A 22968-nucleotide genomic window follows, 5' to 3' on the forward strand; every position below is an offset into this window, starting at 1 on the left:
TAATGCACCGAAGCAGTGCGTCACATGGGGACCTGGCTACGTGCTCTTTCACGGACAGCCGGGAAAGGGGGAGAACATGATTAGAGCGGAAGAGGTTGTCGGAACCATCCGTGCCGCCTTGGAGAGGGAAGCACGGGTGAACCTGCACGGGCACCCCATCGAGCTTGCTTTTGCCGACGGCGTGGTCACCATCTCGGGCGAAGTTGGTGGGATCGCCGCGAAGAAGCTCGCCCTCGAGATCGCCGCGCGTCCCGCGCCGGTCAACGGCATCGTGGACCGGTTGCGCGTCGAGCCCTCCGAGCCGATGGAGGACGGTGCCATTAGGGACCACGTTTGCAACGCGCTTTCCAGCGAGCCGGCCTTCATGCAGTACGCCGTCCAGGCGGTGGTGAAGCAGGAACTGGAGGAGGTGCGCGGCACCGCGCAAAGAGGGCTCGAGCGTGTCATCGAGGTTGAGGTCGCTGACGGTGTCGTCGTCCTGAACGGCAGGGCCGAGAGCGTGTCGCACAAGCGCCTCGCCGGCGTGCTCGCCTGGTGGGTCCCCGGCTCCAGGGACGTGGTGAACGGGATCGAGGTCTGGTCCGACACCGAGGAAAACGACGAGGAGCTGGTCGACCTGATCAGGATCGTCTTGGAGAAGGATCCCCTGGTGAACGCCTCGCAAATCACGGTACGGAGCAAGGAAGGGGTCGTGACCCTCGAGGGAACGGTGCCTACGCCGAACAACAGGAGGGCCGCCGAGTCGGACGTCTGGTACGTGCTCGGCGTGAACGAGGTGGTGAACCACCTGGTGGTAACCGGGTGAAGGAGCGACCGAAACAGCCCTTCGTCCCGGTGCGGCGCTACGAGACGGTGCGCCGGGAGCTGGTTGCGCTGCTACGGGGGGAGACGCTCACCGCGAAGGAGCTCTCCGGTGCGGTGGGGATATCCGAGAAGGAGGTGCTGGAGCACCTCGAACATATAAAAGCCGCACTCCATGGCAAGCTGGTGGTAACCCCGTCCCGCTGCCTGGAGTGCGGTTTTTCCTTTCAGAAAAGGGAGCGTGTGAAAAAGCCGGGGCGCTGCCCGGTCTGTCGTAGCGAACGTATCGTGGACCCCGCCTTTACCGTCGAGGCGGGGGGTTAAACGTCCAGCACCACCGTTGCCCGCCACCCATTGGCCACCTGTTCCAGCTTGTAACGGAGCATGGTGACCGCCTTCACGTCCGTGTTCATCTGGTGCCGGACGACGTCGATCTCCTCACCGGAAAGCCTCGCCCGCAACACGAAACCGCCGTCCGCGGGGGCCACGCTCACCTCGGTGGGAAGCAGCAGCAATCGCCTCGCGTCCTTGTAGAAGATAAGCTCGTTCAGAAAGTCGAAGAGGAGCATCTCCTCGTTTTCCTCTTCCAGTTTCACCTCGAGCGTCTGCGCCGGACGCACCTCGCCCAGGTTCTCTACCATGACCTGCATGGTCGCCCGCGCCGCCTCGTTGAAGAGCTCCTCCAGGGTCGGCGCCCAGGCATCGAAGGCTATGTCGGCGTGTGCTATGTCCCCGCGGTATTCAAACGGCATATCCCCTCCGCTACCCCTTGATGTTCCCGATCGGTACGAGACGCGCGACGCGCTTACTAAGCCCGGCCAACTCGGTTGCCGCCACCACTTCGTCGATGTTCTTGTAGGCGGCTCCCGCTTCCTCGGCGAGCCCCCCGAAGGAGTCGGTACGGACGTAGATGCCGCGCTGCTCCATGTCGCGCTGCAGCTTGTCTCCCCTGAAGCTCTTCTTCGCCTCGTGCCGGCTCATGGTCCTGCCGCTGCCGTGCGCCGTGGTGAAAAAGGCCTCGGCACCGCTGGACATGCCCGCGAGGAGGTAGGAGCCGGTCTCCATGCTCCCTCCGATGATCACCGGCTGCCCGGTCTTCTCGTAGCATTCCGGCAGCCCTTCCCCTTCGGGAGGCCAGGCGCGCGTCGATCCCTTGCGGTGCACCAAGAACTCCTTTTTTGCACCGTGCACGGCGTGCCGCTCGAGCTTCGCCGTGTTGTGCGCCACGTCGTAGACCATGCGCAAACCGAGCTCGTCCGGAGAGGCGTGAAAGACGTCCGAGAAGACCTCCCTGATCCGGTGCAGGATCACCTGGCGGTTGGCAAAGGCCATGTTGACCGCGCACTTCATGGCGCTGAAGTAGGCCTGCCCCTCCGGGGAATGGAAGGGGGCGCAGGCAAGCTCCCGGTCGACGATTTTTATGTCGTATTTTCTTTCCATGACAGAGAGGAAGAGCTTCAGGTAATCGGTGGCGACCTGGTGGCCGAACCCCCGGCTGCCGCAGTGGAACATGATGACGACCTGGTTCGGGACGGCGGTGAGACCGAAGGCGTCGGCGAGCTCAGGGGCCATGATGTTTTCCGGGCGCACCACCTGGATCTCGCAGTAGTGGTTGCCGCTCCCCAAGGTGCCGAGCTGGTTGTAACCACGCTCGATCGCCTTCTCGCTTACGTGCGATGGATCGGCACCGGCAAAGCATCCCCCCTCTTCGGTCATCTCCAGGTCCTGCTCGGTCGCAAAGCCGTTTTTAAGGCACCAGCGCGAACCCTGCTGCACCACGTTGCGGAAGTCGTCGTGCTTTAGCTTCACGAACCCCTGGCATCCCACGCCGGTCGGGATGCGGGCGAAGAGGCGGTCGACCAGTTGGTGGAGCTTTGGTTGGACTTCTTCGGCGGTGAGGGTGGTGAGTACGAGACGCATGCCGCAGTTGATGTCGAAGCCGATCCCCCCCGGGGAGATCACCCCGGAGCCGGGATCCATGGCGGCGACCCCGCCGATGGGGAAGCCGTAGCCCCAGTGCCCGTCGGGCATGCAAAAGGCGTAGCGTTGGATGCCGGGGAGGGTGGCGACGTTGCTCACCTGCTCGAAGACGCCGGCGTCCATCTCATTGACGAGCTTCTCGCTGGCCACGATCCTCGCGGGGACGAGCATCCCCGTCTTGTAGCTCACCGGGAGCTCCCAGATCGTGTCGGAAATGCGCTTGAGCGCGGCTGGTACGTTCATGGTTCCTCCGTCTTATGCTCGGCTGACGCTGCACCCTGGAGATGTTACCACACCTGTTCGGGGTTGCCGGGCATGAGGAGGCGCGCTGGGGGAGGGGAACGGCGGTCTTTCGCCTCAGGCTGAACCGGACGCGCAAGAGTGAAGAGACGGCGCGGCAGGCGCCGTTTCCTGTTTCACCCAGTGCTCCGATCTGTCATAGCCCAGGATGCAGCCGGTCTCCAGCAGGTGTTCGAGGTAATAATCGTTGATGACGTCGTAGGTGAAATCGTCGTAGCAGACAAGCACGCCCATCGGTCTCTCCTTCATCCGTGACTGTGGCTGTTTTTCATTCCTATCGGAGCAGGGACGTAAAGGCTTTAACTACTTTTCGTGGCTGCCTCTTTCTTTCCGCGCCCCCTGGTTCCCATCCCCCTACTCTGTAAGCCGAAGCGGAGCGCCAGAAAGATCTTTCAAAGCAGCTCAAGTAGTTGACAAGGGTACGGGGTCCCCTGTATGCTCCTTTGGTGCTAAAGCGCAACAAAACGTTCAGAGGTATTTAAATGGATATCGATCACAGGGAAGAGATGGAAAACGAAGAGGAGAGCTTTGCCGATCTGTTCGAGCGGAGCCAGAAGGACGCCGGCCGGCTTGAGCCGGGTGCCAAGGTCGAGGCGACCGTACTGCAAATCGCCAAGGACTGGGTCTTTCTGGATACCGGCCGCAAAGGCGAAGGGATCCTCGACATCAAGGAAGTCCTCGACGCCGACGGCAATGTGACCGTCAAGGTTGGCGACAAGGTCACCGCCTGGTTCCTCTCTTCGCGCAACAACGAGATGCGTTTCACCACCAAGGTTGGCGCGGGGAGCGGCCAGGCTGCAGGCAACGCGCAGCTCGAGGAAGCTTTCGCAGCCGGCATCCCGGTCGAGGGCGTGGTGGAGAAGGAAGTGAAGGGTGGTTTCGAGGTGAAGGTGGCAGGCTCGCGTGCCTTCTGTCCGTTCTCCCAGATCGCCCTGAGAAGGGTCGAGGACACCGCGGCGCTTCTCGGCAAGCACATGTCGTTTAAGATCATGGAATACTCCGAGAAGGGGCGCAACATCGTGCTGTCGCACCGTGCCCTCCTCGAGGAGGAGCAGCAGGCGCAGAAAGAGGCGCTCAAGGAAACCCTCAAGGTCGGCGACCGCGTGAAGGGGACCGTCACCTCGCTGCGCGACTTCGGCGCCTTTGTCTCCATCGGGGCGGTGGAGGGGCTTCTGCCCGTCTCCGAGGTTGCCTGGGCGCGCGTGAATCACGTAAGTGACGTGCTCTCCGTCGGACAGGAAGTCGAGGTGGTGATCAAGGGGATCGACTGGGACAAGAACCGCATCTCCTTCTCCCTGAAAGACACCCTGGCCGACCCGTGGGAAGAGGCGGCGGGCGCGTTCCCGGAAGGTTCCTATCAAAACGGCAAGGTGGCAAGGCTCACCCCGTTCGGCGCCTTCGTCACCCTGGCAGCGGGCGTGGACGGTCTCATCCATATCTCTAAACTCGGCGCCGGCAAGCGGATCCAGCACCCCCGCGAGGTCCTTGCCGAAGGGCAGGAGGTCGAGGTGAAGGTCGAGTCGGTGGACCGCGAGGCGAAGAAGATCTCCCTGTCGCTTGCTTCCGTGAGCCGCGCTCAGGAAGAGCAGACCGCCAGCATGGACGCCTACAAGAAGACCGTTTCCGAGGCCCCCAAAGGAATGGGGACCCTGGGCGACCTGCTCAAGGCGAAGCTTAAGGGGTAGCCCGTGGAGGAGCTTTTCCCTGATACGGACCGGCTGCTGCAGTTGGCCCGCACCAGGATGCCCTACGGGAAGTACGCCGGCGTGCTGCTCGTGGACCTTCCCGAGCCTTATCTCGTATGGATGAGGCAGAAGGGGTTCCCCGGAGGGGAGCTCGGGGCGATGCTCGCATGCATGTACGAGGTGAAGGCAAACGGCCTCGAGTACCTCTTCGAGCCGCTGCGACGCGGGTAGCAAGTCACATCCATCGGCAACTCACCCACGAAAAAAGCCCTTCTCGCCTGGCGAGAGGGGCTTTTTCTTTCCGCACAGTGCGCTTTCCTAGCGCGTCCAGTCGACCCGGACCATGCGCTGGTCGTGGCTCCACTTGTAGTGAAGCTCGCCGCGCTGCGACTTGTAAAGCTCGCGCCCGATCTTCTGCGCCAGCTTGTCCTCGGTCGTGGTCACCACGATACCGCCGTTATCCTCCCTGATCTCCATGATGCGCCCGAGCGGGTTCTTTTCCCGGTGCTTCACCTCCTGCTGCTTCACCGTGTTCATGATCTCTTCGCGGTGCTGCGCGAGGTACGGCCCGGAGAGCGTCACCACGCCGGCGGGGTCTTCTCCGACGATGCGCTGGCAGGCGGGGCATAGGACGTCGCCCTTTTGTGCCGCTACGCTTCCCTCCACTATCTGCCACCGTTTGTTGTGGTAGACGATGCCGCACCCCTTGCATACGGTCCCGTCCGGCAGCCCGCGCTTGGGCTGGTAAGGTTCAGGACTGCGGGCGGTCATTTGTCCCTTTTCCTCCATGGTAATTCTGGCTCCGCGTGGCATGGCAACCTCCATCCTTTTAGATTCGCCATAATTAGCGCGCACCCATTATAGCACCCGCTTGCACCGCTGCATGGCGTTGGTCCGGTTTGCGGCACGAAAAAGGCCCGGTGCTTGATGCACCGGGCCTGGAAAAATGTAACTGGCGCCACTTTATGAGATCCTTTACCCCTATCCGTCGGTGGAAGGTGGGTGCCGGGGGCGGAGAACGCGCTCCGGCGGGACCGTGTTGCCCGTTGCTCCAGGTTCCTTCCCCTTTTTGAAGCGGTTTTTACGCGCATGGCGGATGAGATTATTTTAGGCCAATCGGCTTGATCTCCGTACGCGCCAGTTACTAGCTCCAAAGTGCCGTAAAGGTTTATGTGAGACCACGCTCTTTTGTGAAGCATCTCCCCGGAAAACGCTTCAGGTAATTCCGTAAAAGCATCGGGAACTGCACACCGCGTCTGAAACCTGGGAAATCATAAGTGTGGAATAATCAGGGTACCTCACGCCACCTCTACCTGTACTCCAGAGCTTTTTTCAAAGAGCCCTTTCATCTGATTTAAGTCTACGCCTGCCCCATATAAGAGTCAACAGGTTGAGTGTGAGGTGTTGCGGTGTAGTATTGGCGGGTTCTAATTCATTTGCCGCAATTGCTTGATACTTGGCTGTGCGCCGTTGTCGGCTGCCAGGTCCAGTCCCAGGCCTCCGGGAAGGCGCGGTTGAGACGGCCGGTCCCTGTGGTAACATTGCGCCTTCGGGAGGATGCCATGACCAGCGACCTCAAGAGAGAACTGATGGCGAGGAAAGAGCGGATGCTGACCGATCACCTGGCCGGGCGCGGCATCAGGGACGGCGCCGTGCTGAAGGCGATGCGCGAGGTGCCGCGCGAGTCGTTTTTGCCGCCGGAGATGGAGTTTCTAGCTTACGAGGACGGCCCGCTGCCGATCCAGGAGGGACAGACCATCTCCCAGCCGTACATCGTCGCCTACATGATCGAGGCCCTGGAACTCGGTGGGGCCGAGAGGGTGCTGGAGATCGGTACCGGCTCGGGCTATGCCGCCGCCGTGCTGAGTCTTTGCGCTGCCGAGGTGTTCACTGTCGAGCGCCTTTCGTACCTGGCGCGCAGCGCGGAGGAACGGCTTCGTGAGCTGGGCTACCGCAACGTGAAGGTGCACCTGGGCGACGGGACGCTGGGATGGCCGGAACACGCCCCTTACGACGGCATCGTGGTGACCGCCGGGGCGCCCGAAGTGCCCGACGCATTGCTGGAGCAGCTCGCCCCGGGGGGGAGGCTCGTGATACCTGTGGGACGCAGCCCGCACCTGCAGGAACTCGTGCGGGTGCGCCGCCTGGCGGGAGGAGAGCTCTGCTACGAGGAGCTCTGCGGGGTCCGATTCGTTCCCCTCATCGGGGCCAAAGGTTGGGGAGATTAGGAAAGGGCTGCTGCCTCGGCTGCGGGAATCTCGCCGAGCGCTGACAGGAGGGCTTCCTCCCCCATGGAGCCGAAACGGGAGGCGAGACGCAGCAGCTGCTCGGGAAGCGGAGCCGGGACGTCGATCTCCTCACCGGTGGCCGGGTGCATGAGTGTTGTGCGGAAGGAATGGAGCGCATGGCCGGCGAAGCCGGTGAGGCTCCTGCCGCCGTAGCGCTTGTCACCGAGGATCGGGTGTCCGATCATCCTGAAGTGCTGTCTTATCTGGTGCATTCTGCCGGTCAGCGGATAGACCGCCAGCAGGGCAACCCCGCCCCCCTGCAAAAGCCTCACGTAGCTCGTCTGCGATTCCTTGCCGTCCAGGGCGGCATCGATGGTCCCCTGTTTCTGCAGCTTCCCCTCCACCACCGCAAGATACAGCTTTCCGAGCCCTTCCTCCTGGATCATCTTGCCGAACATGCCGGCGGCGACCGCGCTCTTCGCGAGAATGATCGCGCCGGAGGTCCCCTTGTCGAGCCGGTTGACCGGCCTGAGCTTTCCGGAGCCGTCGCGCTTTTGGAGCAGGGCCTCGGCGAGATCTACCAGGGTGATCTCCTCCGGGTCCTCGGTGCGATGCACGGCAATACCTGCTGGTTTGTTCAGGCAGAGGATCCAGGTGTCTTCGAAGAGGATGTCGAGCTCCGGGGTGAGGCGGGCGAGAAGCGCCGTCGTCTTCGAACTCTCCTTGATGGTGATCTGGTCGCCCAGGCGGAGCAGCTCGCCGGGGGCGGCGGGGGCGCCGTTTACCTTTAGGTGCCCGGAGGAGATGAGCTTCTTGATGTAGGAGAACTGGGCGCTCGGAAGCAGGTTTCGCGTGAAGCTGTCCACGCGCCGCAGGTGGTCTTTGGCCGCTATCTGGTAGGTTAACATGGGACGGAGTATACCTTCATGAGGAAGAAGGCGCAAGGGAATCCGGGGGCGCCAGGGGCAAAGAAAAAGGGCGCACCCTGGTGGGTGCGCCCTCGATGTAACCGGGAAGCGCGGGAGCGATCGCGTGCCCCTATTTTTTCACGTTGTAGAACACGTCGTGTCCCCTGAAGATGGCGACCTCGTCGAGCTCGTCCTCGATCCTCAGGAGCTGGTTGTACTTCGCGACGCGGTCGGTGCGGCAGAGCGAACCGGTCTTGATCTGGCCTGCGTTGACCGCGACGGAGAGGTCGGCTAAGGTCACGTCCTCGGTCTCGCCGGAGCGGTGCGAGATGACGCAGGTGTAACCGGCGCGCTTGGCCATCTCGATGGCGTCGAGGGTCTCGGTCAGGGTGCCGATCTGGTTCAGCTTGATCAGGATGGAGTTCGCGATCCCCTTCTTGATCCCTTCCTTAAGGATGGAGGGGTTGGTCACGAAGAGGTCGTCGCCCACGATCTGGATGCGCTTGCCGAGGCGGTCGGTGAGTTTCTTCCAGCCATCCCAGTCGTTTTCGGCCATGCCGTCCTCGATGGAGATGATCGGGTACTTGTTGACGAGGTTCTCGTAGAAGTCGACCATCTGGTCGGCGGTCTTCTTCGACTCGGTCTCGTTCTCCAGGGTGTACACCCCGTTTTCGAAGAGCTCGGAAGAGGCGACGTCGAGAGCGAGGACGACTTCCTCACCCGGCTTGTAGCCCGCCTTCACGATGGCCTCCATGATCACCTGGAGCGCCTCCTCGTTGGATTTGAGGTTCGGCGCGAAGCCCCCCTCGTCCCCCACCGCGGTGTTGTAGCCCTTACCCTTCAGGACCGACTTGAGGGCGTGGAAGATCTCGGCGCCCATGCGGAGCGCCTCCTTGAAGCTCTTCGCACCCGCCGGCATGATCATGAATTCCTGGATGTCGACGTTGTTGTCGGCATGCGCGCCGCCGTTGATGATGTTCATCATGGGCAGCGGCAGTTCCTTCGCGTTGGCGCCGCCGATGTACTGGTACAGCGGCAGACCCACCTCGTCGGCCGCGGCCTTGGCCACGGCGAGCGAGACGCCGAGGATGGCGTTGGCGCCGAGACGGCTCTTGAACTCGGTACCGTCGAGCTCGAGCATCTTCTTGTCGATGCCTACCTGGTCGGTGGCGTCCATGCCGGTGATCTCGTCGGCGATGATGTCGTTGACGTTGGAGACTGCCTTCTCGACGCCCTTGCCGAGGTAACGCCCCTTGTCGCCGTCGCGCAGCTCAAGGGCCTCGCGCTCACCGGTAGATGCGCCGGAAGGAACCGCTGCTCTACCCATGGCACCGGAATCCAGGAACACTTCGACCTCGAGTGTCGGGTTTCCCCTGGAATCAAGGATTTCTCTGGCGTAAACGTCGGTTATCTGGCTCATCTCTCCCCTCCCTGCAATGGATTTTGGATTGTGAACGGGCGGCACCGCCCGTCTTAATGGAGTTCCGTTATATAACATAACCGCCCCCAAAGGGAAGGAACTTTTGTAAAAATTTGCTAACATGCCGTCGTGACAGCGGTTCCAGAGATTTCGTTTAGATTGACAGTAATCGAATAAAAGGGATATATTGTGCCCTTGCTGCTAGCCTTGCAGTCTCTGTCCTTACGACACGGGAACCATTGAAATAATGCCCACTGAAAGCGGCGATAAACAGACAATTCAGAAGAGTTCGCTGATCCGGTTGTGTGACAGCTGGATGGAAGCGGTCGCGCAAGGTTTCACCTGCGACCGGTATGAGAAGCGCAGCCGCTTCATCATGCTCTTCCTCACCGCCTTATTCCTCACCCTGTTCATCATCCCGAGCCCGCAGTTCCTCTCGGTGCACTACCGGGAGGGGGATATTGCCACCTCCGACATCCGCGCCACGCAGGACTATCTCATCGAGGACCTGCTCCTCACCGAGAAGAAGCGTGCCGAGGCCGAAGCTGCCGCCCCCTTCGTCTATACGCTTGCACCCAACGGCAACATAGACTTGGTGCGCCGTCTGGAGGACGCCCTCGAGCTGATGGACGACGCCACCCTGCACGGCGAGGCGAGGCGCAAGGCGGTGATCGCGGCGGTCGGCGTGGACGTCTCTGCGCAGGAACTGGCCGCGCTCTCGCGGGTCAGGCAGCAGCGCGCCTTCCTCTCCGACCTCGGGCGGCAGCTAGCCCCCTTGTACCGGCAGCGCATCGTGGCGGACAAGGGGCACTTCGCCGCGGACCTGCGCCACGGCATCGTGGTGGTGGACGAGACGACCAAGCAGGACGTGGCGGGAGGGGACTACTCCGCCAGCCTCGATCTCGCCGGGGCGCGCCGCGCCTTTTTAGGGATGACCCTTACCCAGGGTGCTTCTCCCCGTGACCTCGAGACCCTGAAGGGGCTCGCGCTGCGCATGATCGCCCCGAACCTCACCTTCGACCGCAACGGCACCGACGAGAAGAAGAGCCAGGCTCGCGGAGCGGTGCGTCCTGTCCTCTTCAAGATGAAGCGGGGCGAGATGCTGGTCCGTGTCGGCGAGCGGGTCACCTCCGAGCAGGCCATGAAGCTGGAGCGGGTTTTCAGTGCGCGCAACAGCGCCCCGATCCTCACCGGCCTCGGCATCTTCGGGCTCATCCTGGTGCTCTGTTACGCCCCCTTCCGCTTCGGTCGCAAGAACATCAGGAAATTCAACCCGAGCAACAAGGACATCCTGTTACTGTCCCTTCTCACCGTGGTGAACTTCGGGGTGCTGAAGCTGGTCTCCACCGTTTCCACCGCCATGGGGGGGCTCTTCCCTTCCATCGACACGGCGAACTACTTCTACCTTTTCCCTTTTGCGGCCTCCGCCATCGTGGTCAGGATCATCCTGAACTCCGAGGTCGCCCTGGTCTACTGCGCCATCACCGCGCCCCTGACCGGGATCATGTTGAACAACTCGCTCCAGGTCGTCGTCTATGCACTTCTGGGGGGCATCGTCGGGGCTCACGGCGTGCGCCAGTGCAAGGACCGTGGGACCATTTACAGCGCGGGGCTCAAGGTGAGCGCGGTGAACATGGCGCTCGCCGTCTGCTTCCACGTCTACAACGACAGCCCGATCTCGCTGCAACCGGTTTACGGCATCGTCTTCGCCTTCTTGGGCGGCTTCATCAACGCGGCTTACGTGTCCGGCATGATTCCGCTCATCGAGGCGGTGTTCCAGTACACCACCGACGTCAAGCTTCTGGAGCTTGCGAACCTCAACTCGCCGTTGTTGCGCGAGCTGATGATCCGGGCCCCCGGGACCTACCACCACAGCGTACTCGTCGGCAACATGGTCGAGGCCGGCGCCGAGGCGATCAGCGCGAACCCGCTGCTCGCCCGTGTCGCCGCCTACTACCACGACGTCGGAAAGCTGAAGAAGCCGCAGTACTTTATCGAGAACATCCGCGATGGTGAGAACCGCCACGACAAGCTCTCTCCGAGCATGAGTGCGCTCATCCTGATTTCGCACATGAAGGACGGTGTCGAACTCGCCAAGGAGCACCGCCTGGGGCAGCCGATCATCGAGATCATCCGTCAGTCGCACGGCACCTCGATCATCAACTACTTCTACCTGAAGGCGAAAGGGCTGGAGACACCGGGCTCCCCGCCGGTGGAGGAGCGCGACTTCCGCTACCCGGGGCCCAAACCGCAGACCAGGGAGGCGGGGCTCGTGCTTCTTGCCGATTGCGTCGAGGCCGCCTCGCGCACGCTCACCGATCCGACCCCGGCGAGGATCCAGGGGCTCGTGCAGAAGATCATCAACAACATCTTCATCGACGGGCAGTTGGACGAGTGCGAACTGACGCTCAAAAACCTGCACGAGATAGCCAAGAGCTTCAACCAGATACTCGTGGGGATCTACCATCAGCGTATCGATTACCCCGAGCCCGCCTACAAGGAGAAGACGATTGCCAGGAAGCCAGAAGATATCGATAGCGAACCGCCAAAGGCGGATACCGGTCGCGAAGAAGGACCTGCGAAGGGTGGCACAGAGGATCTTAGACGCCTTGGGATGTCCTGAGGCGGAACTCTCGGTGAGCATCGTCGGGGACCGGGCCATCCGGGTCCTGAACCGTGAGTACCTGGGGCGTGACAAGGCGACCAACGTGATCTCCTTCGCCATGCAGGAAGGGGAGTTCGGGGCCGTCAACCCGGAGGTGCTGGGGGACGTGGTGATCTCCGTGGACACCGCGGCGCGCGAGGCCGAGGAGTCCGGCGACACCTTTTTGGGCCGCCTGTACTTCCTGCTTATGCACGGCATCCTGCACATCACCGGCTACGACCACGAAAGAAGCGGTGAGGCCGAGGCCGCCCGCATGGAGGCGAAAGAGCGTGAGATCTTCGCCCTGCTCGTCGAGGAAGGGCTTGTCTAGCCTGGGAAAGCGGTAGCATGAAGCCGACCCGCTTCATCGACTCGGTGAACTGCGCGATCGAGGGGATCCTCCACGCGACGCGCACGCAAAAGCACATGCGCTACCACTTCCTGGCGGCGCTCGCCGTGCTCTTCACCGCCCTTTTGCTGCGGGTCTCCTCCATGGAGTTCATGCTGCTCGCCCTGGCGGTCAGCTTCGTCCTCTTCGCCGAACTCATGAACACGGCGGTCGAAATCGTGGTGGACATGATTTCGCCCGGGTACCACCCGCTGGCGAAGCTCGCCAAAGATGTCGCCGCGGGCGCCGTGCTCGTGGCGGCCTTCGGCACCGCCATCATGGGGTACCTGGTGCTCGCCAGGTACGTGCTCCCCTGGCAGAGAACGGGGCTCGAGATGATCGGTACCGAAACGGAGACGGGGATGGTGGTTTCGGTGGTCCTCGTGCTCATCGTCGTGGTGATCATGAAGGCGCGCGGCGGCACCGGGACCCCGCTCGAAGGGGGGGGCGTGAGCGGCCACTCGGCGGTCGGCTTTTCCATCGCCACCTCGGTCGCGCTGCACACTCAGGACCCGCTCATAACGGTTTTCTGTTTCATCCTCGCCGCCATGGTGAGCCACTCGCGCCTTCTTTTGAGGATCCACCGTCCCAGGGAAGTCGTGGCGGGGGGGCTCGTCGGGGTGGCGATCACCGTGGCGGTGCATCTGCTGTTCCGCGCCTTCGGGTGAAACGTCTTGACCGACAATGCAGCAACAGTAAGGAGAAACATCCTTGGAAGAGGGTAACGGACGCAAGGGACAGGGGCTCATCGAATCCCTGACCCGGCTCTTGTACGGCAAAAAGAAGGTCACCGAGGCCGAGATCCAGGAGATCATGGACGCCGGCGAGGAAGAAGGGGTCATCAACCAGGAGGAGAACGCGATGATCCGCTCCATCCTCACCTTGGGTGACTCGATGGTGCGCGAGATCATGCTGCCGCGCATGGAGATGTCCTGCGTTTCCATTCAGGACGAGGTGAGCGAGGTGCTGAAATCGATCATCGCCTCCGGCCACTCGCGCTTGCCGGTCTACGAAGGGACCATCGACAACGTCATCGGCCTCATCTACGCGAAGGACCTCCTGAGATACTGGGGCGAGCCGGACGACGCCATCGAATTGCGGAAGCTGATCCGTGCCCCCTTCTTCGTCCCCGAGACCAAGAACCTGGAGGAGCTGCTGCACGACTTCAAGAAGCGGCGCGTCCATATGGCGGTGGTCATCGACGAGTACGGCGGCACCGCGGGGCTCGTCACCATCGAGGACCTGCTCGAGGAGATCGTGGGGGACATCCAGGACGAGTACGACCTGGAGACCGAGCGCCTCTCGGTGCAGGGGGACGGCTCCATCGTCGCCGATGGCAGGCTCACCATCGAGGAGGTGGAGGAGCACTTCCACGTCTCCATCGAGAAGGACAACTTCGAGACGGTTGGGGGGCTCATCTTCCACCTGACCGGCCGCATCCCGCTGGCGGGCGAGGTGATCGAGAGCGAGACCCTGGTACTTACCGTGCTCGAAGCGGACGAACGCCGCATCGCGAAGGTGCACATCGCCCGTAAAGAAGAGCTGGAACGGGAGTCCGAGGAGTCGTGACCGGCAAGACGGTGAACCCCGGCGCGACGACCGCGGGGCGCTACCTGCTGGCGCTTTGCTCGGGTGCGCTGCTCGCGGTTTCCTTTCCGCTTCCCGGCATCTCGGTGCTGGCGTGGATCGCCTTCGTGCCGCTGTTTGTCGCCGCCGACGGCGTCGCCCCGAGGCTCGGGTTCCGGCTCGGGTTCGTCGCCGGCAGCGCCGCTTACACGGCACTTCTGTACTGGCTGAACGTGGTGATGATGGGGTACGGCAAGCTGCACTGGAGCGTGAGCGGCACGCTCTTTCTTCTGCTTGCAGGATACCTCGCGCTCTACCCGGCCGCGGTTTTGTGGATGGTGCGGCGCTGCGAGGAGAACGGGATCCCGCTTCTTTGCTCCTTTCCGCTTCTGTGGGTCACGGGGGAGGCGGTCCGCTCCTACGCGTTCACCGGCTTTCCGTGGGCGAACCTCGGGTACTCGCAATACCGCACCCTGCCGCTGATCCAGATCAGCGACCTGACCGGCGTGTACGGGGTGAGCTTCCTCGTTGCCTTCGCCAACGTGGTCTTTTACCGGATCTGGGTTTCCATGCGGCACAAAAAGCCCTACCCGGTGCGCGCGCTCATCATGCTGGTGCTGCTTCTTGCCGCCACCATGGTGTACGGCGTCGCCCGGCTCACCCGTGCCGACAGGGGTGTGACGCAGCGGGTGCTCGTGGTGCAGGGAAACATCCCGCAGGACGTCAAGTGGGCCCCGGCCTGGCAGGACGCCACCGTGAAGACCTACGAGCGGCTGACCCGCGAGGGGTGCCGCGAGCCCGGGACGCTCGTGGTCTGGCCCGAGAGCGCCATGCCGTTTTTCCTGCAGCAGGAGCCCGCCTACGCGGAGCGGCTCAAGAGCCTCGCCAGGGAACTGAAGAGCCCCATCGTGGTGGGAAGCCCCGCCTTTGAGCAGGAGGGGGGAACGGTGCGCTACCTGAACAGCGTCTTTCTCGTCACCGAGCAGGGCGTCGTGGCCGGACGAAGCGACAAGCTGCACCTGGTCCCCTTCGGCGAGTACGTGCCGCTTGCTCCGCTTTTGCCGTTCGTGAACAAGCTGGTGACCGGCGTCGGCGATTTCTCTCCGGGCAAGAGCACCCAGCTCCTTGCCTCTTCCGCGGGGAAGCTCGGCGTGCTGGTCTGCTTCGAGGGGATCTTCCCGGAAATCGCCCGTGCCTACGTCGAGCAGGGCGCCGGGCTCCTGGTGAACATCACCAACGATGCCTGGTTCGGGCGCACCTCCGCACCGTACCAGCATCTCTCCATGACCGTGTTCCGGGCCGTGGAGAACCGGGTCCCCCTGGTGCGTGCCGCCAACACCGGGATCAGCGCGGTGATCGACAGCAAGGGGCACATCCGCGGGGTTACACCGCTGTTCCAGGAGGGAACCCTGGCCGGGGAGATCCGTACCGGCGCGCGGGGGACCTTCTACACCCGTTTCGGCGACCTCTTCGCGCTGCTCTGCCTCTCCGGGAGCGCGGGGATGGCGGTCGCCTGCTACCGTCGCAGAGGGCGGGACTGATTTTTTGACAAAAACCTATATCGCCTGAAGGCGATGCGACATAAGGAGCCGTACCGATGTTCAGAGAGGAAATAGCCAAGATAGAAGAGCTCGTGGAGCGCATCAACAACCTCCGGGGGTCTCTTTGACGTAGATGACAAGAGGGAGCGGATGCAGGAGCTCGAAGAGGTGACCTCCCGCCCCGATTTTTGGAACGATGCCGAGAATGCCCAGAAGGTCCTCAAGGCCAGGATGGCCATGGAGAAGGACGTCAACACCTGGGAATCGCTCGAGCGGCAGGCCGGCGACATTAAGGAACTGATCGAGCTGGGGAGCGAGGAAGAGGACGAGGCGACCCTTGCCGAGGTGCGCGCCATGAACGCGCAACTGGAGACCGTGGTGAGCCAGGCGGAATTCCGTCGCATGCTCTCCGGGCCGCACGACGCCTCGGGCGCCTTCGTTTCCATCAACTCCGGTGCAGGCGGGACGGAGTCGCAGGACTGGGCCGAGATGCTCCTGCGCATGTACCTGCGTTACTGCGAGAAGAAGGGGTGGAAGACCGAGATCACCGACTACCAGGAAGGGGATGGGGCCGGGATCAAGGGGGTTACCTTCGCGGCGACCGGCGAGTTCGCCTACGGCTATCTGAAGGCGGAGGCGGGGATCCACCGCCTGGTGCGCATATCGCCCTTTGACAGCTCCGCCCGGCGTCACACCTCGTTCGCCTCCGTGTTCGTCTTCCCGATCATCGAGGAAGAGGACATCGACATCAAGATATCGGAGAGCGACCTGAGGATCGACACCTATCGCTCCTCGGGGGCAGGCGGTCAGCACGTCAACACCACCGACTCCGCGATCAGGATCACCCACCTCCCCACCGGCACCGTGGTGGCCTGCCAGAGCGAGCGGAGCCAGCACATGAACAAGGCGACCGCGATGAAGGTGCTCCGCTCCAAGCTCTACGAGTTGGAGCTCAGGGAGCGCGAGGCGAAGGCGGCCGATATCGCCGGGGAGAAGAAGGAAATCGGCTGGGGGAGCCAGATCCGCTCCTACGTGCTGCATCCCTACAAGATGGTGAAGGACCTGCGCACCGGTGTCGAGAGCGGCAATCCCGACAACGTGCTGGACGGCGCGCTGGACGACTTCGTGGTCCCCTACCTCATGGGCGTGCGCCGCGAGACGAGCGACATCTAGGGGTGGGTTTACGGGGCGGGAGCTCTGACAAGGAACGATAATGCTTAAGACGGTAAGGCTTTTTGTCATATATCTATTGCTGCTGGCACCCGCGGCCACCGGCTGCGCCGCCCAGCGTGCGGGGCTCACGAGCGTTGGCTTCGCCATCCAGGTGGGCGCCTTCTCCGACGTGAAAAACGCCGAGCGGCTGACCAAAAAACTTCAGGACCAGGGGATCGAGGCCTTCTACTTCAAAAGGGAAAACGGCATCTACGCCGTGCGCTTCGGGGACTTCCCCCGTCGCGACGATGCGCGCAAGGCGGCGCAGAAGCTCGTGAAGGAGAGGACCATCGGCTCCTACTTCATCGCCGCGCCGCAGCCCGAGCGAAGTGCCGCGCTGCGCGAGACCGTGATCGAGAAGGCGCCGGCCCCCTCGATCACCAAGCCGGCGAAGCCCGTGAAGAAGAAGGAAGAGCCGGTGAAGCGCGACCGCAGCGACATGGGCGGGATCGCCGCCCGGACCGCGGAGCGCTTCGTCGGTATCCCGTACCGTTGGGGCGGGGACACCGTGGTGGACGGCATGGACTGCAGCGGTTTCGTGCGCGCCGTCTACAACCTGTGCGGCGTCAACATCCCGCGCACCTCGCGCGAGCAGTACCGGGTGGGTGACGCCGTGGGGCGCGAGGAGTTAAAGGACGGCGATCTGGTTTTCTTCGGGGGCTCCCCGGACGAGATCAACCACGTCGGCATCTTCGTCGGCAACGGCCGTTTCGTGCATGCCCCGCGTCGCGGCGACGACATCAAGGTGAGTTCCATGGACGAATCCTACTTTCAGAAGAGGTTCGTCGGCGCGAAGCGATACTTTTAAGCCGACGCCGGTAAAAGCCGATGAGAGTGCAGTACCTGAAACAGAGACAACCTAGAACATAGAACACAGAACCTAGAACATAGATTGTAGAACGAGAATTAAAAGACAGGAGCAGTTATGGCATTTATCAAGCCGTTCAAGGCGGTGCGCCCCAAAAAGGATCTGGCGGAGAAGGTCGCCGCTCTTCCCTATGACGTGATGAACACGCAGGAGGCCATGGCGATGGCGGCCGGCAATCCGGCGAGCTTTCTGCACATTTCCCGCCCGGAGATCGATCTTCCGGAAGACATCGACGTGCACTCCGACCCGGTCTACGTCCAGGGGCGGGAGAACCTCGCGAAGTTCATGAAAGAAGGGGTGCTGCTGCAGGACGACACCGAGCGCTACTACGTCTACCGCCAGAAGATGGGCAACATCACCCAGACCGGCCTCGTGGTCTGCGCCGGTGTCGACGACTACCAAGACGGCACCATCAAGAAGCACGAGCTGACCAGGGCGGACAAGGAGGAGGACCGCGTAAAGCATATCGATGCGCTGAACGCGAACGACGAGCCGGTCTTCTACACCTACCGCAACGCCCCGGCCATCACCGCGACCATCGATCAGGTGACCAAGGGTGAGCCGCTTTACGACTTCACCACCGACGACGGCGTCTCCCACACCCTGTGGGACATCGCCGACCAGGCACTCATCGACTCCCTGACCGCGAGCTTCGCCGCGATCCCGACCCTCTACGTCGCCGACGGCCACCACCGCAGTGCCGCGGCGAGCCGGGTGCGCGACCTGAGAAAGGACGCCAACCCGAAGCACACCGGCAGCGAGGAGTACAACTTCTTCCTCACCGTGATCTTCCCGGACAACGAGATGACCATCATGCCCTACAACCGGGTGGTGAAGGATCTGAACGGCCGCAGCTTCGCCGAGTTCATGGCACGCGTCGGCGAGCGCTTCGAGGCGACGCCGGTCTCCGGCGCGGTGCAGCCCGGCGAGCGGCACCAGTTCGGCATGTACCTGGGCGGAAAGTGGTACGTGCTCGTCCCGCGCGAGGACTCCTTCCCGGAAAACGATCCCGTCGCTTCCATGGACGTATCCATCCTGCAGGACAACCTCTTGAGCCCGGTCCTCGGCGTGCGCAACCCGCGCACCGACCAGCGCATCCACTTCGTGGGCGGAATCCGCGGCGTCGAGGAACTGGAGCGGGTGGTGAATTCCGGCGAGTACATGGTCGCCTTCTCCCTGTTCCCGACCTCTATCGAGGAGCTCATGTCGCTGGCGGACGAGGACAAGATCATGCCGCCCAAGTCAACCTGGTTCGAACCGAAGCTCAGAAGCGGACTCTTTGTCCACCTGCTGGATTAAAACGATTAATCACACCTGACGGAGGAGATTGATGCGTAACGTTGAGAAGTTCCTTGTGCTGCTGCTGCTCATGGCGGCGGTGGCCATACCCGCCTGCTCCCAGAAGGAACCGACCAAGCTGGCGGCAGCCGAAAAGACAGAAAAGAAAAGTGCAGCCGGTGCGGTGACCACCGCTTCCGGCCTTTCCTACACCGATCTTGTGGTGGGGACCGGCGCGTCGCCCACCTCGGGCAAGAGCGTCACCGTCCATTACACCGGCACGCTTGAGAACGGCTCCAAGTTCGACAGCTCGCTCGACCGCGGCCAGCCCTTCGTATTCCGGATCGGCGCGGGCGAGGTGATCCCCGGGTGGGACGAAGGGGTGATGTCCATGAAGGTCGGCGGCAAAAGGAAGCTCGTCGTCCCGCCGCAGCTTGGCTACGGGGCGAACGGCGCAGGCGGGGTGATACCCCCCAACGCGACCCTGGTCTTTGAAGTGGAGCTTCTGGATGTAGAGAAGTAAGCGGCGCGGCTCCTTGCAATGGCTTAAGGAGGACTGTAAAGTTGTCCTCTGTCTTTTCATCCCAAGCCGTCAGCGAGGTGCCGCATGCGCCTTCTCCCGCTCGCCGTTCTCCTTCTTTCGTCCCTGCTTTGCCGGCAGGCGTTCGCCGGGACGAAGAGTGTCACTTACTTCACCGACGGAGCCCGGGTGGAGCAGGAAGTGGGTGCCCCCGGCGGCTATGCGGAGCTGCCTCTTCCGGAGAGCTTTGCTCCTGGCTCGCTCAGGGTGAAGGCCCCGGGCGGATCGGTGCTGCGGGTTGAGCTGGTGCCGGCCGAACAGGACCGGCGCCGTTCCGGCGAACTGGCACGGCTCAAGGAGCGCCGGGGCGAACTGCTCGACAGGATGGCCGCACTGGACCGGCGCGAGGAGATCTTCAGCGCAGCGGCCAAGTCGCAAAGCGGCAAGGCGCCGCGCAGGACCAAGGCGAACCCCGATCCGGTGGCCGCCCTGCAGCAGGGTACCGACTTCGCTTTGAGCCAGATGGAGGGGGTATTGCGCAGCAAGCGCAAATGCCGCTTGGTCCTCGACGCCGTGGAGCGTGAGATCGCGGCCGCCGGCAAGGGGGTGGCCTCGGCGCGCATCTGGGTGACCGGGAGCAAGGCGCGGGTCTCCTACCTGATGCGCGATGAGCGCTGGACCCCGAGCTACGACCTTCGCCTCTCCGGAGAGGGAAGCGGCGAGCTTTTGCTGCACGCGAAGCTTCCGCCGCGCGAGAAGGGGGTGCAGTGCTTCGTGTCGCGCGGCAGCGCGGCGCAATCGATGACTGCGGAAACGGTGCGGGGCGATTTTCCGGTCCTGGCCCGTTACCCGCTCGCCGTCACCGCCGCCACCGGGGACAGGCTTCCGGCACGCTTCACCTTCGCCGCAGTCGAGTCCGGCCTCCCTCCGGGCGAAGCCTCACTCTACTGGAGTGGGGAGTACCTGGGACGTGGCCCGTTCCGCGGAGGAGGGGCTACGGAGTTCATCCTGGATCGGTAGCGAAGGCTCTTGCCTTTACATGATTAAGATGCTATAAGGAAGCGGCTTTTTGCCATGAATTGATATTCCCACCAAAAGGAGGAGATATGACTGCAACATCTTCAGATTTCGTCAAAGCGCTTGAAGTCGGGCGCCCCCCCAACGTAGCGAAACTCTTCCCCAATTCAAAAGCACTGCTGGTAAGCGGCAAGGTCATCGACCGCGCCATGAACGCCAAGGGACACGCCCTGGCCCTGGCCGCCAACGGCCGCAACCACTTCGTCATCCGCGGCGTGCTCGCCGCAGCCCAGAAGGCCAACGCTGCCGTCATCATCGAGATCGCCAAGAGCGAAGGGGGGCAGAAGGCCTACTGCCCGGTCAACTACTGGAACATGGCGCGCCAGGTTGACGCCGTAGCCAACGAGCTCGGCATCACCATTCCGGTCGCCATCCACGCCGACCACTATGGCATCAAAGGCGAGGGGGACGTGAAGTCCGCCAAGGTCGAGATCCCGAGCATGTTCGACGCCGGCATCACCTCCATCGCCATCGACGCTTCACACCTGCCGGACGAGGAGAACCTTCTCGCCAACCTCGAGCTGAACAGCGTGATCCCTGCCTGGGCCGGTCTCGAGACCGAGGTCGGCGAGATCAAGGGTAAGGAGGGGCTCTCCACCGTCCCCGAGGCGCTTTTCCTGATCCGCGGCCTGAACGCACATGATATCTTCCCGGACTGGATCGCCCTCAACAACGGCACCACTCACGGCATCGAGGCATCAGACGCCGGCATCCAGGTCGACCTGACCGCCGAGATCCACGAGGCGATCAAGGCGTACGGCGTGAACGGCGCCCAGCACGGAACCTCCGGCAACAGCTACGAGAGGCTGCGCCAGATCGCCCAGAACACCCGCACCACCAAGGCGAACGTGGCCACCGCGCTGCAGTTCATCTCCTGGGGGCTCGAGGTGAACGAGTACGGCAACGCCAACCTCGACGCGAACGGCAACTTCATCAAGGTGAAGGGCGAGGGGATGAGTGAGGAGCTTTGGGCCGAGATGGTCGCCTTCGCTGATTCCAAGGGGTGGAAGAAGGGGGATTACAAGAACCTGAACCTCCCGTTCGAGAACAAGCTCCTGGCTCAGACGAAGGAAGTGCGCGACCGGATGTGCAAGAGGGTGGAGGACTTCGCCTACAACCTCATCACCAACGTCTTCAATTCGGCCGACACCGCTCCGCTCGCCATCGAAGCCATCGTCAAGGCCGGTTCCTACGATCTCGGCCCGAAAGGGAAGCGCATCGAGAACCCGGCGGAGTGGACCAAGGAGCAGCTTCCCAAGCAGGCTAAGGGGCTCTCCCGTGACAAGGGGCCCGAGGGGAACTTCGAGGACTAGCAGCATGCAGCAGGCAAAAAAGAGGGGGCCACGCGCCCCCTTTTTCCGCCGGCTGTCCGAAAGGGGAACATGATGAACGACAGGCGTAACTTCTCGCGGGTTGATTTCAGGGTTTCCGCGCTGTTGCAGGCGGAAGGCGTGGCCATAAAGGGCGAGGTGACCGACATCAGTCTGCATGGCCTTTATATGGAGACCGAGGAGAAGATCCCGGTCGGTTCTCCCGTTGAGGTCACCATCTATCTATCCTCGGCTGCCGAGCCGATCGTCATCAACGTGAAGGGGACCGTTGCCCGTCTCGTTCCAGGCGGCATCGGCTGTGCATTCGATAAGATGGACGTCGAATCCTTCGCCCACCTGCGGAGCATCATCTCCTACCAGGGTGGGGACGAATCGAAGGTCATGGCGGAGTTTTCGGAGTACATCGTCAAGAAGATGCACGATGAATGATGAGGCGGCACTTCCGGACCTCTCGCCGCTGCGCGACTGGTTCACCTCCTACTGCGATTCCTTTCGAACCGGGGATCCGGCGGTGCAGCGCAACTACGACCTGAAGCAGCAGCACACCAGCAACGTCTGCCGCGATGCGCTCATCGTGGCGCAAGGGATGCCTCGGCGTTTCCTGGTTCTTGCCGAAGTGGCCGCTCTGTGCCACGACTTGGGGCGCTTTCCGCAGTACCGTGATTACGGCACCTTCAAGGACAGCGAGTCGCTGAACCACGCTCACCTCTCCGCGCAAATCATGAAGAGTCACGCTCCGCTGCAATTCCTTTCCGCTGAAGAGCTCTCCCGTGTCGACACCGCGGTACGCATGCACAATGCATTTCATGTTCCGGATGGACTTCCCGCCGAGACCGACGCACTGCTGAGACTTCTGCGCGACGCCGACAAGCTCGATATCTGGCGCGTCTTCGTCGAATACTTCTACGCCCCCGAATCGGAGCGCGCCTCGGCAGCGGGACTCGGCTTTCCCGATCTGCCAGGCTGCTCCCCCGAACCGCTGGCCGCCGTCGCCGCCGGGCGGATGGTCCATCTCTCCACCCTAAAGAGTCTCAACGATTTCAAACTGCTGCAGGTCTCCTGGATCTACGACATCAACTACCTGAAGGCGCTGCGGCTGATCAGGGAGCGCGGCATCCTTGACCGCTTTGCGGCCATGCTCCCGGATGAACGTCCGGTCCGCGAGGTCCTGGCGCAGGTGCGGGAACATCTTGAGCGCAGGCTCGAGACGGAAGGGTAGGG

General features: G+C 62.7%; 24 protein-coding genes. 18 read left to right on the forward strand and 6 right to left on the reverse strand.

The window, feature by feature from the left end:
* Positions 1 to 76 precede the first annotated feature (76 nt).
* Entirely contained in the window at positions 77 to 805 is a 729-nt protein-coding gene (locus E8L22_RS20885; protein ID WP_136527037.1) for a BON domain-containing protein, read from the forward strand.
* Complete coding sequence (locus E8L22_RS20890; protein ID WP_136527038.1) at positions 802 to 1125, forward strand: transcriptional regulator; 324 nt, start codon at positions 802 to 804, stop codon at positions 1123 to 1125. Before E8L22_RS20885 ends, E8L22_RS20890 begins: the two co-directional genes overlap by 4 nt.
* On the opposite strand, the gene E8L22_RS20895 is transcribed toward E8L22_RS20890, so the two are convergent.
* From E8L22_RS20895 to E8L22_RS21660, 3 genes are all read right to left on the reverse strand, one after another.
* Positions 1122 to 1553 carry an archease gene (locus tag E8L22_RS20895; RefSeq protein WP_136527039.1) on the reverse strand — a complete coding sequence of 144 codons (432 nt, stop codon included), beginning with the start codon at positions 1551 to 1553 and terminating at the stop codon, positions 1122 to 1124. The genes E8L22_RS20890 and E8L22_RS20895 overlap by 4 nt on opposite strands.
* A 10-nt stretch (positions 1554 to 1563) precedes the next feature.
* The gene (locus E8L22_RS20900) at positions 1564 to 3024 is read right to left on the reverse strand and encodes an RtcB family protein (protein WP_136527040.1); all 1461 of its coding nucleotides are present in this window, start codon (positions 3022 to 3024) and stop codon (positions 1564 to 1566) included.
* A 114-nt stretch (positions 3025 to 3138) separates the two neighbouring features.
* Complete coding sequence (locus tag E8L22_RS21660) at positions 3139 to 3315, reverse strand: GSU3473 family protein (protein ID WP_198420208.1); 177 nt, start codon at positions 3313 to 3315, stop codon at positions 3139 to 3141.
* 248 nt (positions 3316 to 3563) lie between these two features.
* Between E8L22_RS21660 and rpsA the strand changes: the two genes are divergently transcribed.
* Both rpsA and E8L22_RS20910 read left to right on the forward strand, forming a co-directional pair.
* Positions 3564 to 4766 (forward strand): 30S ribosomal protein S1, encoded by a 1203-nt coding sequence (gene rpsA / locus E8L22_RS20905; RefSeq protein WP_136516401.1) that lies wholly within the window; start codon positions 3564 to 3566, stop codon positions 4764 to 4766.
* A gap of 3 nt (positions 4767 to 4769) precedes the next feature.
* A complete protein-coding gene (locus tag E8L22_RS20910; protein ID WP_136527041.1) occupies positions 4770 to 4997 on the forward strand; it encodes a DUF3820 family protein in 228 nt (75 codons plus the stop codon).
* Between the two features lie 87 nt (positions 4998 to 5084).
* On the opposite strand, the gene E8L22_RS20915 is transcribed toward E8L22_RS20910, so the two are convergent.
* The gene (locus E8L22_RS20915) at positions 5085 to 5579 is read right to left on the reverse strand and encodes a BCAM0308 family protein (protein ID WP_136527042.1); all 495 of its coding nucleotides are present in this window, start codon (positions 5577 to 5579) and stop codon (positions 5085 to 5087) included.
* Positions 5580 to 6328: 749 nt separating this feature from the next.
* Between E8L22_RS20915 and E8L22_RS20920 the strand changes: the two genes are divergently transcribed.
* Positions 6329 to 6994, forward strand: a complete 666-nt coding sequence (locus E8L22_RS20920; RefSeq protein ID WP_136527043.1) for a protein-L-isoaspartate(D-aspartate) O-methyltransferase — start codon at positions 6329 to 6331, stop codon at positions 6992 to 6994.
* Here the strand turns inward: E8L22_RS20920 and E8L22_RS20925 are convergent.
* Complete coding sequence (locus E8L22_RS20925; protein ID WP_136527044.1) at positions 6991 to 7902, reverse strand: RluA family pseudouridine synthase; 912 nt, start codon at positions 7900 to 7902, stop codon at positions 6991 to 6993. The genes E8L22_RS20920 and E8L22_RS20925 overlap by 4 nt on opposite strands.
* Positions 7903 to 8032: 130 nt before the next feature.
* Entirely contained in the window at positions 8033 to 9322 is a 1290-nt protein-coding gene (eno, locus tag E8L22_RS20930; protein ID WP_136516396.1) for a phosphopyruvate hydratase, read from the reverse strand.
* A gap of 247 nt (positions 9323 to 9569) precedes the next feature.
* Here eno and E8L22_RS20935 point away from each other — a divergent pair, with 247 nt between their 5' ends.
* From E8L22_RS20935 to E8L22_RS20995, 13 genes are all read left to right on the forward strand, one after another.
* Positions 9570 to 11945, forward strand: a complete 2376-nt coding sequence (locus E8L22_RS20935; protein WP_136527045.1) for an HD family phosphohydrolase — start codon at positions 9570 to 9572, stop codon at positions 11943 to 11945.
* Positions 11932 to 12297, forward strand: coding sequence for an rRNA maturation RNase YbeY (gene ybeY, locus E8L22_RS20940; RefSeq protein ID WP_246044896.1), 366 nt, complete (start codon positions 11932 to 11934; stop codon positions 12295 to 12297). The genes E8L22_RS20935 and ybeY overlap by 14 nt, the downstream gene beginning before the upstream one ends.
* Positions 12298 to 12314: 17 nt before the next feature.
* Positions 12315 to 13022: a diacylglycerol kinase gene (locus tag E8L22_RS20945; protein ID WP_136527046.1), complete on the forward strand. Its 708-nt coding sequence runs from the start codon at positions 12315 to 12317 to the stop codon at positions 13020 to 13022.
* A gap of 43 nt (positions 13023 to 13065) precedes the next feature.
* Complete coding sequence (locus E8L22_RS20950) at positions 13066 to 13923, forward strand: hemolysin family protein (RefSeq protein ID WP_136527047.1); 858 nt, start codon at positions 13066 to 13068, stop codon at positions 13921 to 13923.
* Positions 13920 to 15461: an apolipoprotein N-acyltransferase gene (lnt, locus tag E8L22_RS20955; protein ID WP_136527048.1), complete on the forward strand. Its 1542-nt coding sequence runs from the start codon at positions 13920 to 13922 to the stop codon at positions 15459 to 15461. The genes E8L22_RS20950 and lnt overlap by 4 nt, the downstream gene beginning before the upstream one ends.
* A 56-nt stretch (positions 15462 to 15517) precedes the next feature.
* A protein-coding gene (prfB, locus tag E8L22_RS20960; protein ID WP_136527049.1) for a peptide chain release factor 2 occupies positions 15518 to 16634 on the forward strand; the annotation gives its coding sequence in 2 pieces (ribosomal slippage) (positions 15518 to 15586 and positions 15588 to 16634; 1116 coding nt in all).
* A gap of 40 nt (positions 16635 to 16674) precedes the next feature.
* Positions 16675 to 17481 carry an NlpC/P60 family protein gene (locus E8L22_RS20965; RefSeq protein ID WP_136527050.1) on the forward strand — a complete coding sequence of 269 codons (807 nt, stop codon included), beginning with the start codon at positions 16675 to 16677 and terminating at the stop codon, positions 17479 to 17481.
* A 117-nt stretch (positions 17482 to 17598) separates the two neighbouring features.
* Positions 17599 to 18840 carry a DUF1015 domain-containing protein gene (locus tag E8L22_RS20970; RefSeq protein WP_136527051.1) on the forward strand — a complete coding sequence of 414 codons (1242 nt, stop codon included), beginning with the start codon at positions 17599 to 17601 and terminating at the stop codon, positions 18838 to 18840.
* A gap of 31 nt (positions 18841 to 18871) precedes the next feature.
* Positions 18872 to 19342, forward strand: coding sequence for an FKBP-type peptidyl-prolyl cis-trans isomerase (locus tag E8L22_RS20975; protein ID WP_136527052.1), 471 nt, complete (start codon positions 18872 to 18874; stop codon positions 19340 to 19342).
* 84 nt (positions 19343 to 19426) lie between these two features.
* On the forward strand, positions 19427 to 20359 hold the full coding sequence (locus E8L22_RS20980; RefSeq protein ID WP_136527053.1) for a hypothetical protein: 933 nt from the start codon (positions 19427 to 19429) through the stop codon (positions 20357 to 20359).
* Positions 20360 to 20445: 86 nt separating this feature from the next.
* Entirely contained in the window at positions 20446 to 21729 is a 1284-nt protein-coding gene (locus E8L22_RS20985; protein ID WP_136527054.1) for a class II fructose-bisphosphate aldolase, read from the forward strand.
* Between the two features lie 72 nt (positions 21730 to 21801).
* Positions 21802 to 22176, forward strand: a complete 375-nt coding sequence (locus tag E8L22_RS20990; protein WP_129128503.1) for a PilZ domain-containing protein — start codon at positions 21802 to 21804, stop codon at positions 22174 to 22176.
* On the forward strand, positions 22169 to 22966 hold the full coding sequence (locus E8L22_RS20995) for an HD domain-containing protein (protein WP_136527055.1): 798 nt from the start codon (positions 22169 to 22171) through the stop codon (positions 22964 to 22966). The genes E8L22_RS20990 and E8L22_RS20995 overlap by 8 nt, the downstream gene beginning before the upstream one ends.
* Positions 22967 to 22968 lie beyond the last annotated feature (2 nt).

Origin of the sequence: Geomonas ferrireducens (assembly GCF_004917065.1) — a bacterium.
Taxonomy (GTDB): domain Bacteria; phylum Desulfobacterota; class Desulfuromonadia; order Geobacterales; family Geobacteraceae; genus Geomonas; species Geomonas ferrireducens.

Excerpts from the sequence above, each read along its gene's own strand:
- E8L22_RS20895 (WP_136527039.1), bottom strand. The coding sequence starts at position 1,553 with ATGCCGTTTGAATACCGCGGGGACATAGCACACGCCGACATAGCCTTC.
- E8L22_RS20920 (WP_136527043.1), top strand. The coding sequence starts at position 6,329 with ATGACCAGCGACCTCAAGAGAGAACTGATGGCGAGGAAAGAGCGGATG.
- E8L22_RS20990 (WP_129128503.1), top strand. The coding sequence starts at position 21,802 with ATGAACGACAGGCGTAACTTCTCGCGGGTTGATTTCAGGGTTTCCGCG.
- E8L22_RS20985 (WP_136527054.1), top strand. The coding sequence starts at position 20,446 with ATGACTGCAACATCTTCAGATTTCGTCAAAGCGCTTGAAGTCGGGCGC.
- E8L22_RS20980 (WP_136527053.1), top strand. The coding sequence starts at position 19,427 with ATGCGCCTTCTCCCGCTCGCCGTTCTCCTTCTTTCGTCCCTGCTTTGC.
- E8L22_RS20995 (WP_136527055.1), top strand. The coding sequence starts at position 22,169 with ATGAATGATGAGGCGGCACTTCCGGACCTCTCGCCGCTGCGCGACTGG.
- E8L22_RS20970 (WP_136527051.1), top strand. The coding sequence starts at position 17,599 with ATGGCATTTATCAAGCCGTTCAAGGCGGTGCGCCCCAAAAAGGATCTG.
- E8L22_RS20900 (WP_136527040.1), bottom strand. The coding sequence starts at position 3,024 with ATGAACGTACCAGCCGCGCTCAAGCGCATTTCCGACACGATCTGGGAG.
- E8L22_RS20935 (WP_136527045.1), top strand. The coding sequence starts at position 9,570 with ATGCCCACTGAAAGCGGCGATAAACAGACAATTCAGAAGAGTTCGCTG.
- E8L22_RS20925 (WP_136527044.1), bottom strand. The coding sequence starts at position 7,902 with ATGTTAACCTACCAGATAGCGGCCAAAGACCACCTGCGGCGCGTGGAC.
- rpsA (WP_136516401.1), top strand. The coding sequence starts at position 3,564 with ATGGATATCGATCACAGGGAAGAGATGGAAAACGAAGAGGAGAGCTTT.
- E8L22_RS20945 (WP_136527046.1), top strand. The coding sequence starts at position 12,315 with ATGAAGCCGACCCGCTTCATCGACTCGGTGAACTGCGCGATCGAGGGG.
- eno (WP_136516396.1), bottom strand. The coding sequence starts at position 9,322 with ATGAGCCAGATAACCGACGTTTACGCCAGAGAAATCCTTGATTCCAGG.
- E8L22_RS20975 (WP_136527052.1), top strand. The coding sequence starts at position 18,872 with ATGCGTAACGTTGAGAAGTTCCTTGTGCTGCTGCTGCTCATGGCGGCG.
- E8L22_RS20965 (WP_136527050.1), top strand. The coding sequence starts at position 16,675 with ATGCTTAAGACGGTAAGGCTTTTTGTCATATATCTATTGCTGCTGGCA.
- E8L22_RS20915 (WP_136527042.1), bottom strand. The coding sequence starts at position 5,579 with ATGCCACGCGGAGCCAGAATTACCATGGAGGAAAAGGGACAAATGACC.
- E8L22_RS21660 (WP_198420208.1), bottom strand. The coding sequence starts at position 3,315 with ATGGGCGTGCTTGTCTGCTACGACGATTTCACCTACGACGTCATCAAC.
- E8L22_RS20885 (WP_136527037.1), top strand. The coding sequence starts at position 77 with ATGATTAGAGCGGAAGAGGTTGTCGGAACCATCCGTGCCGCCTTGGAG.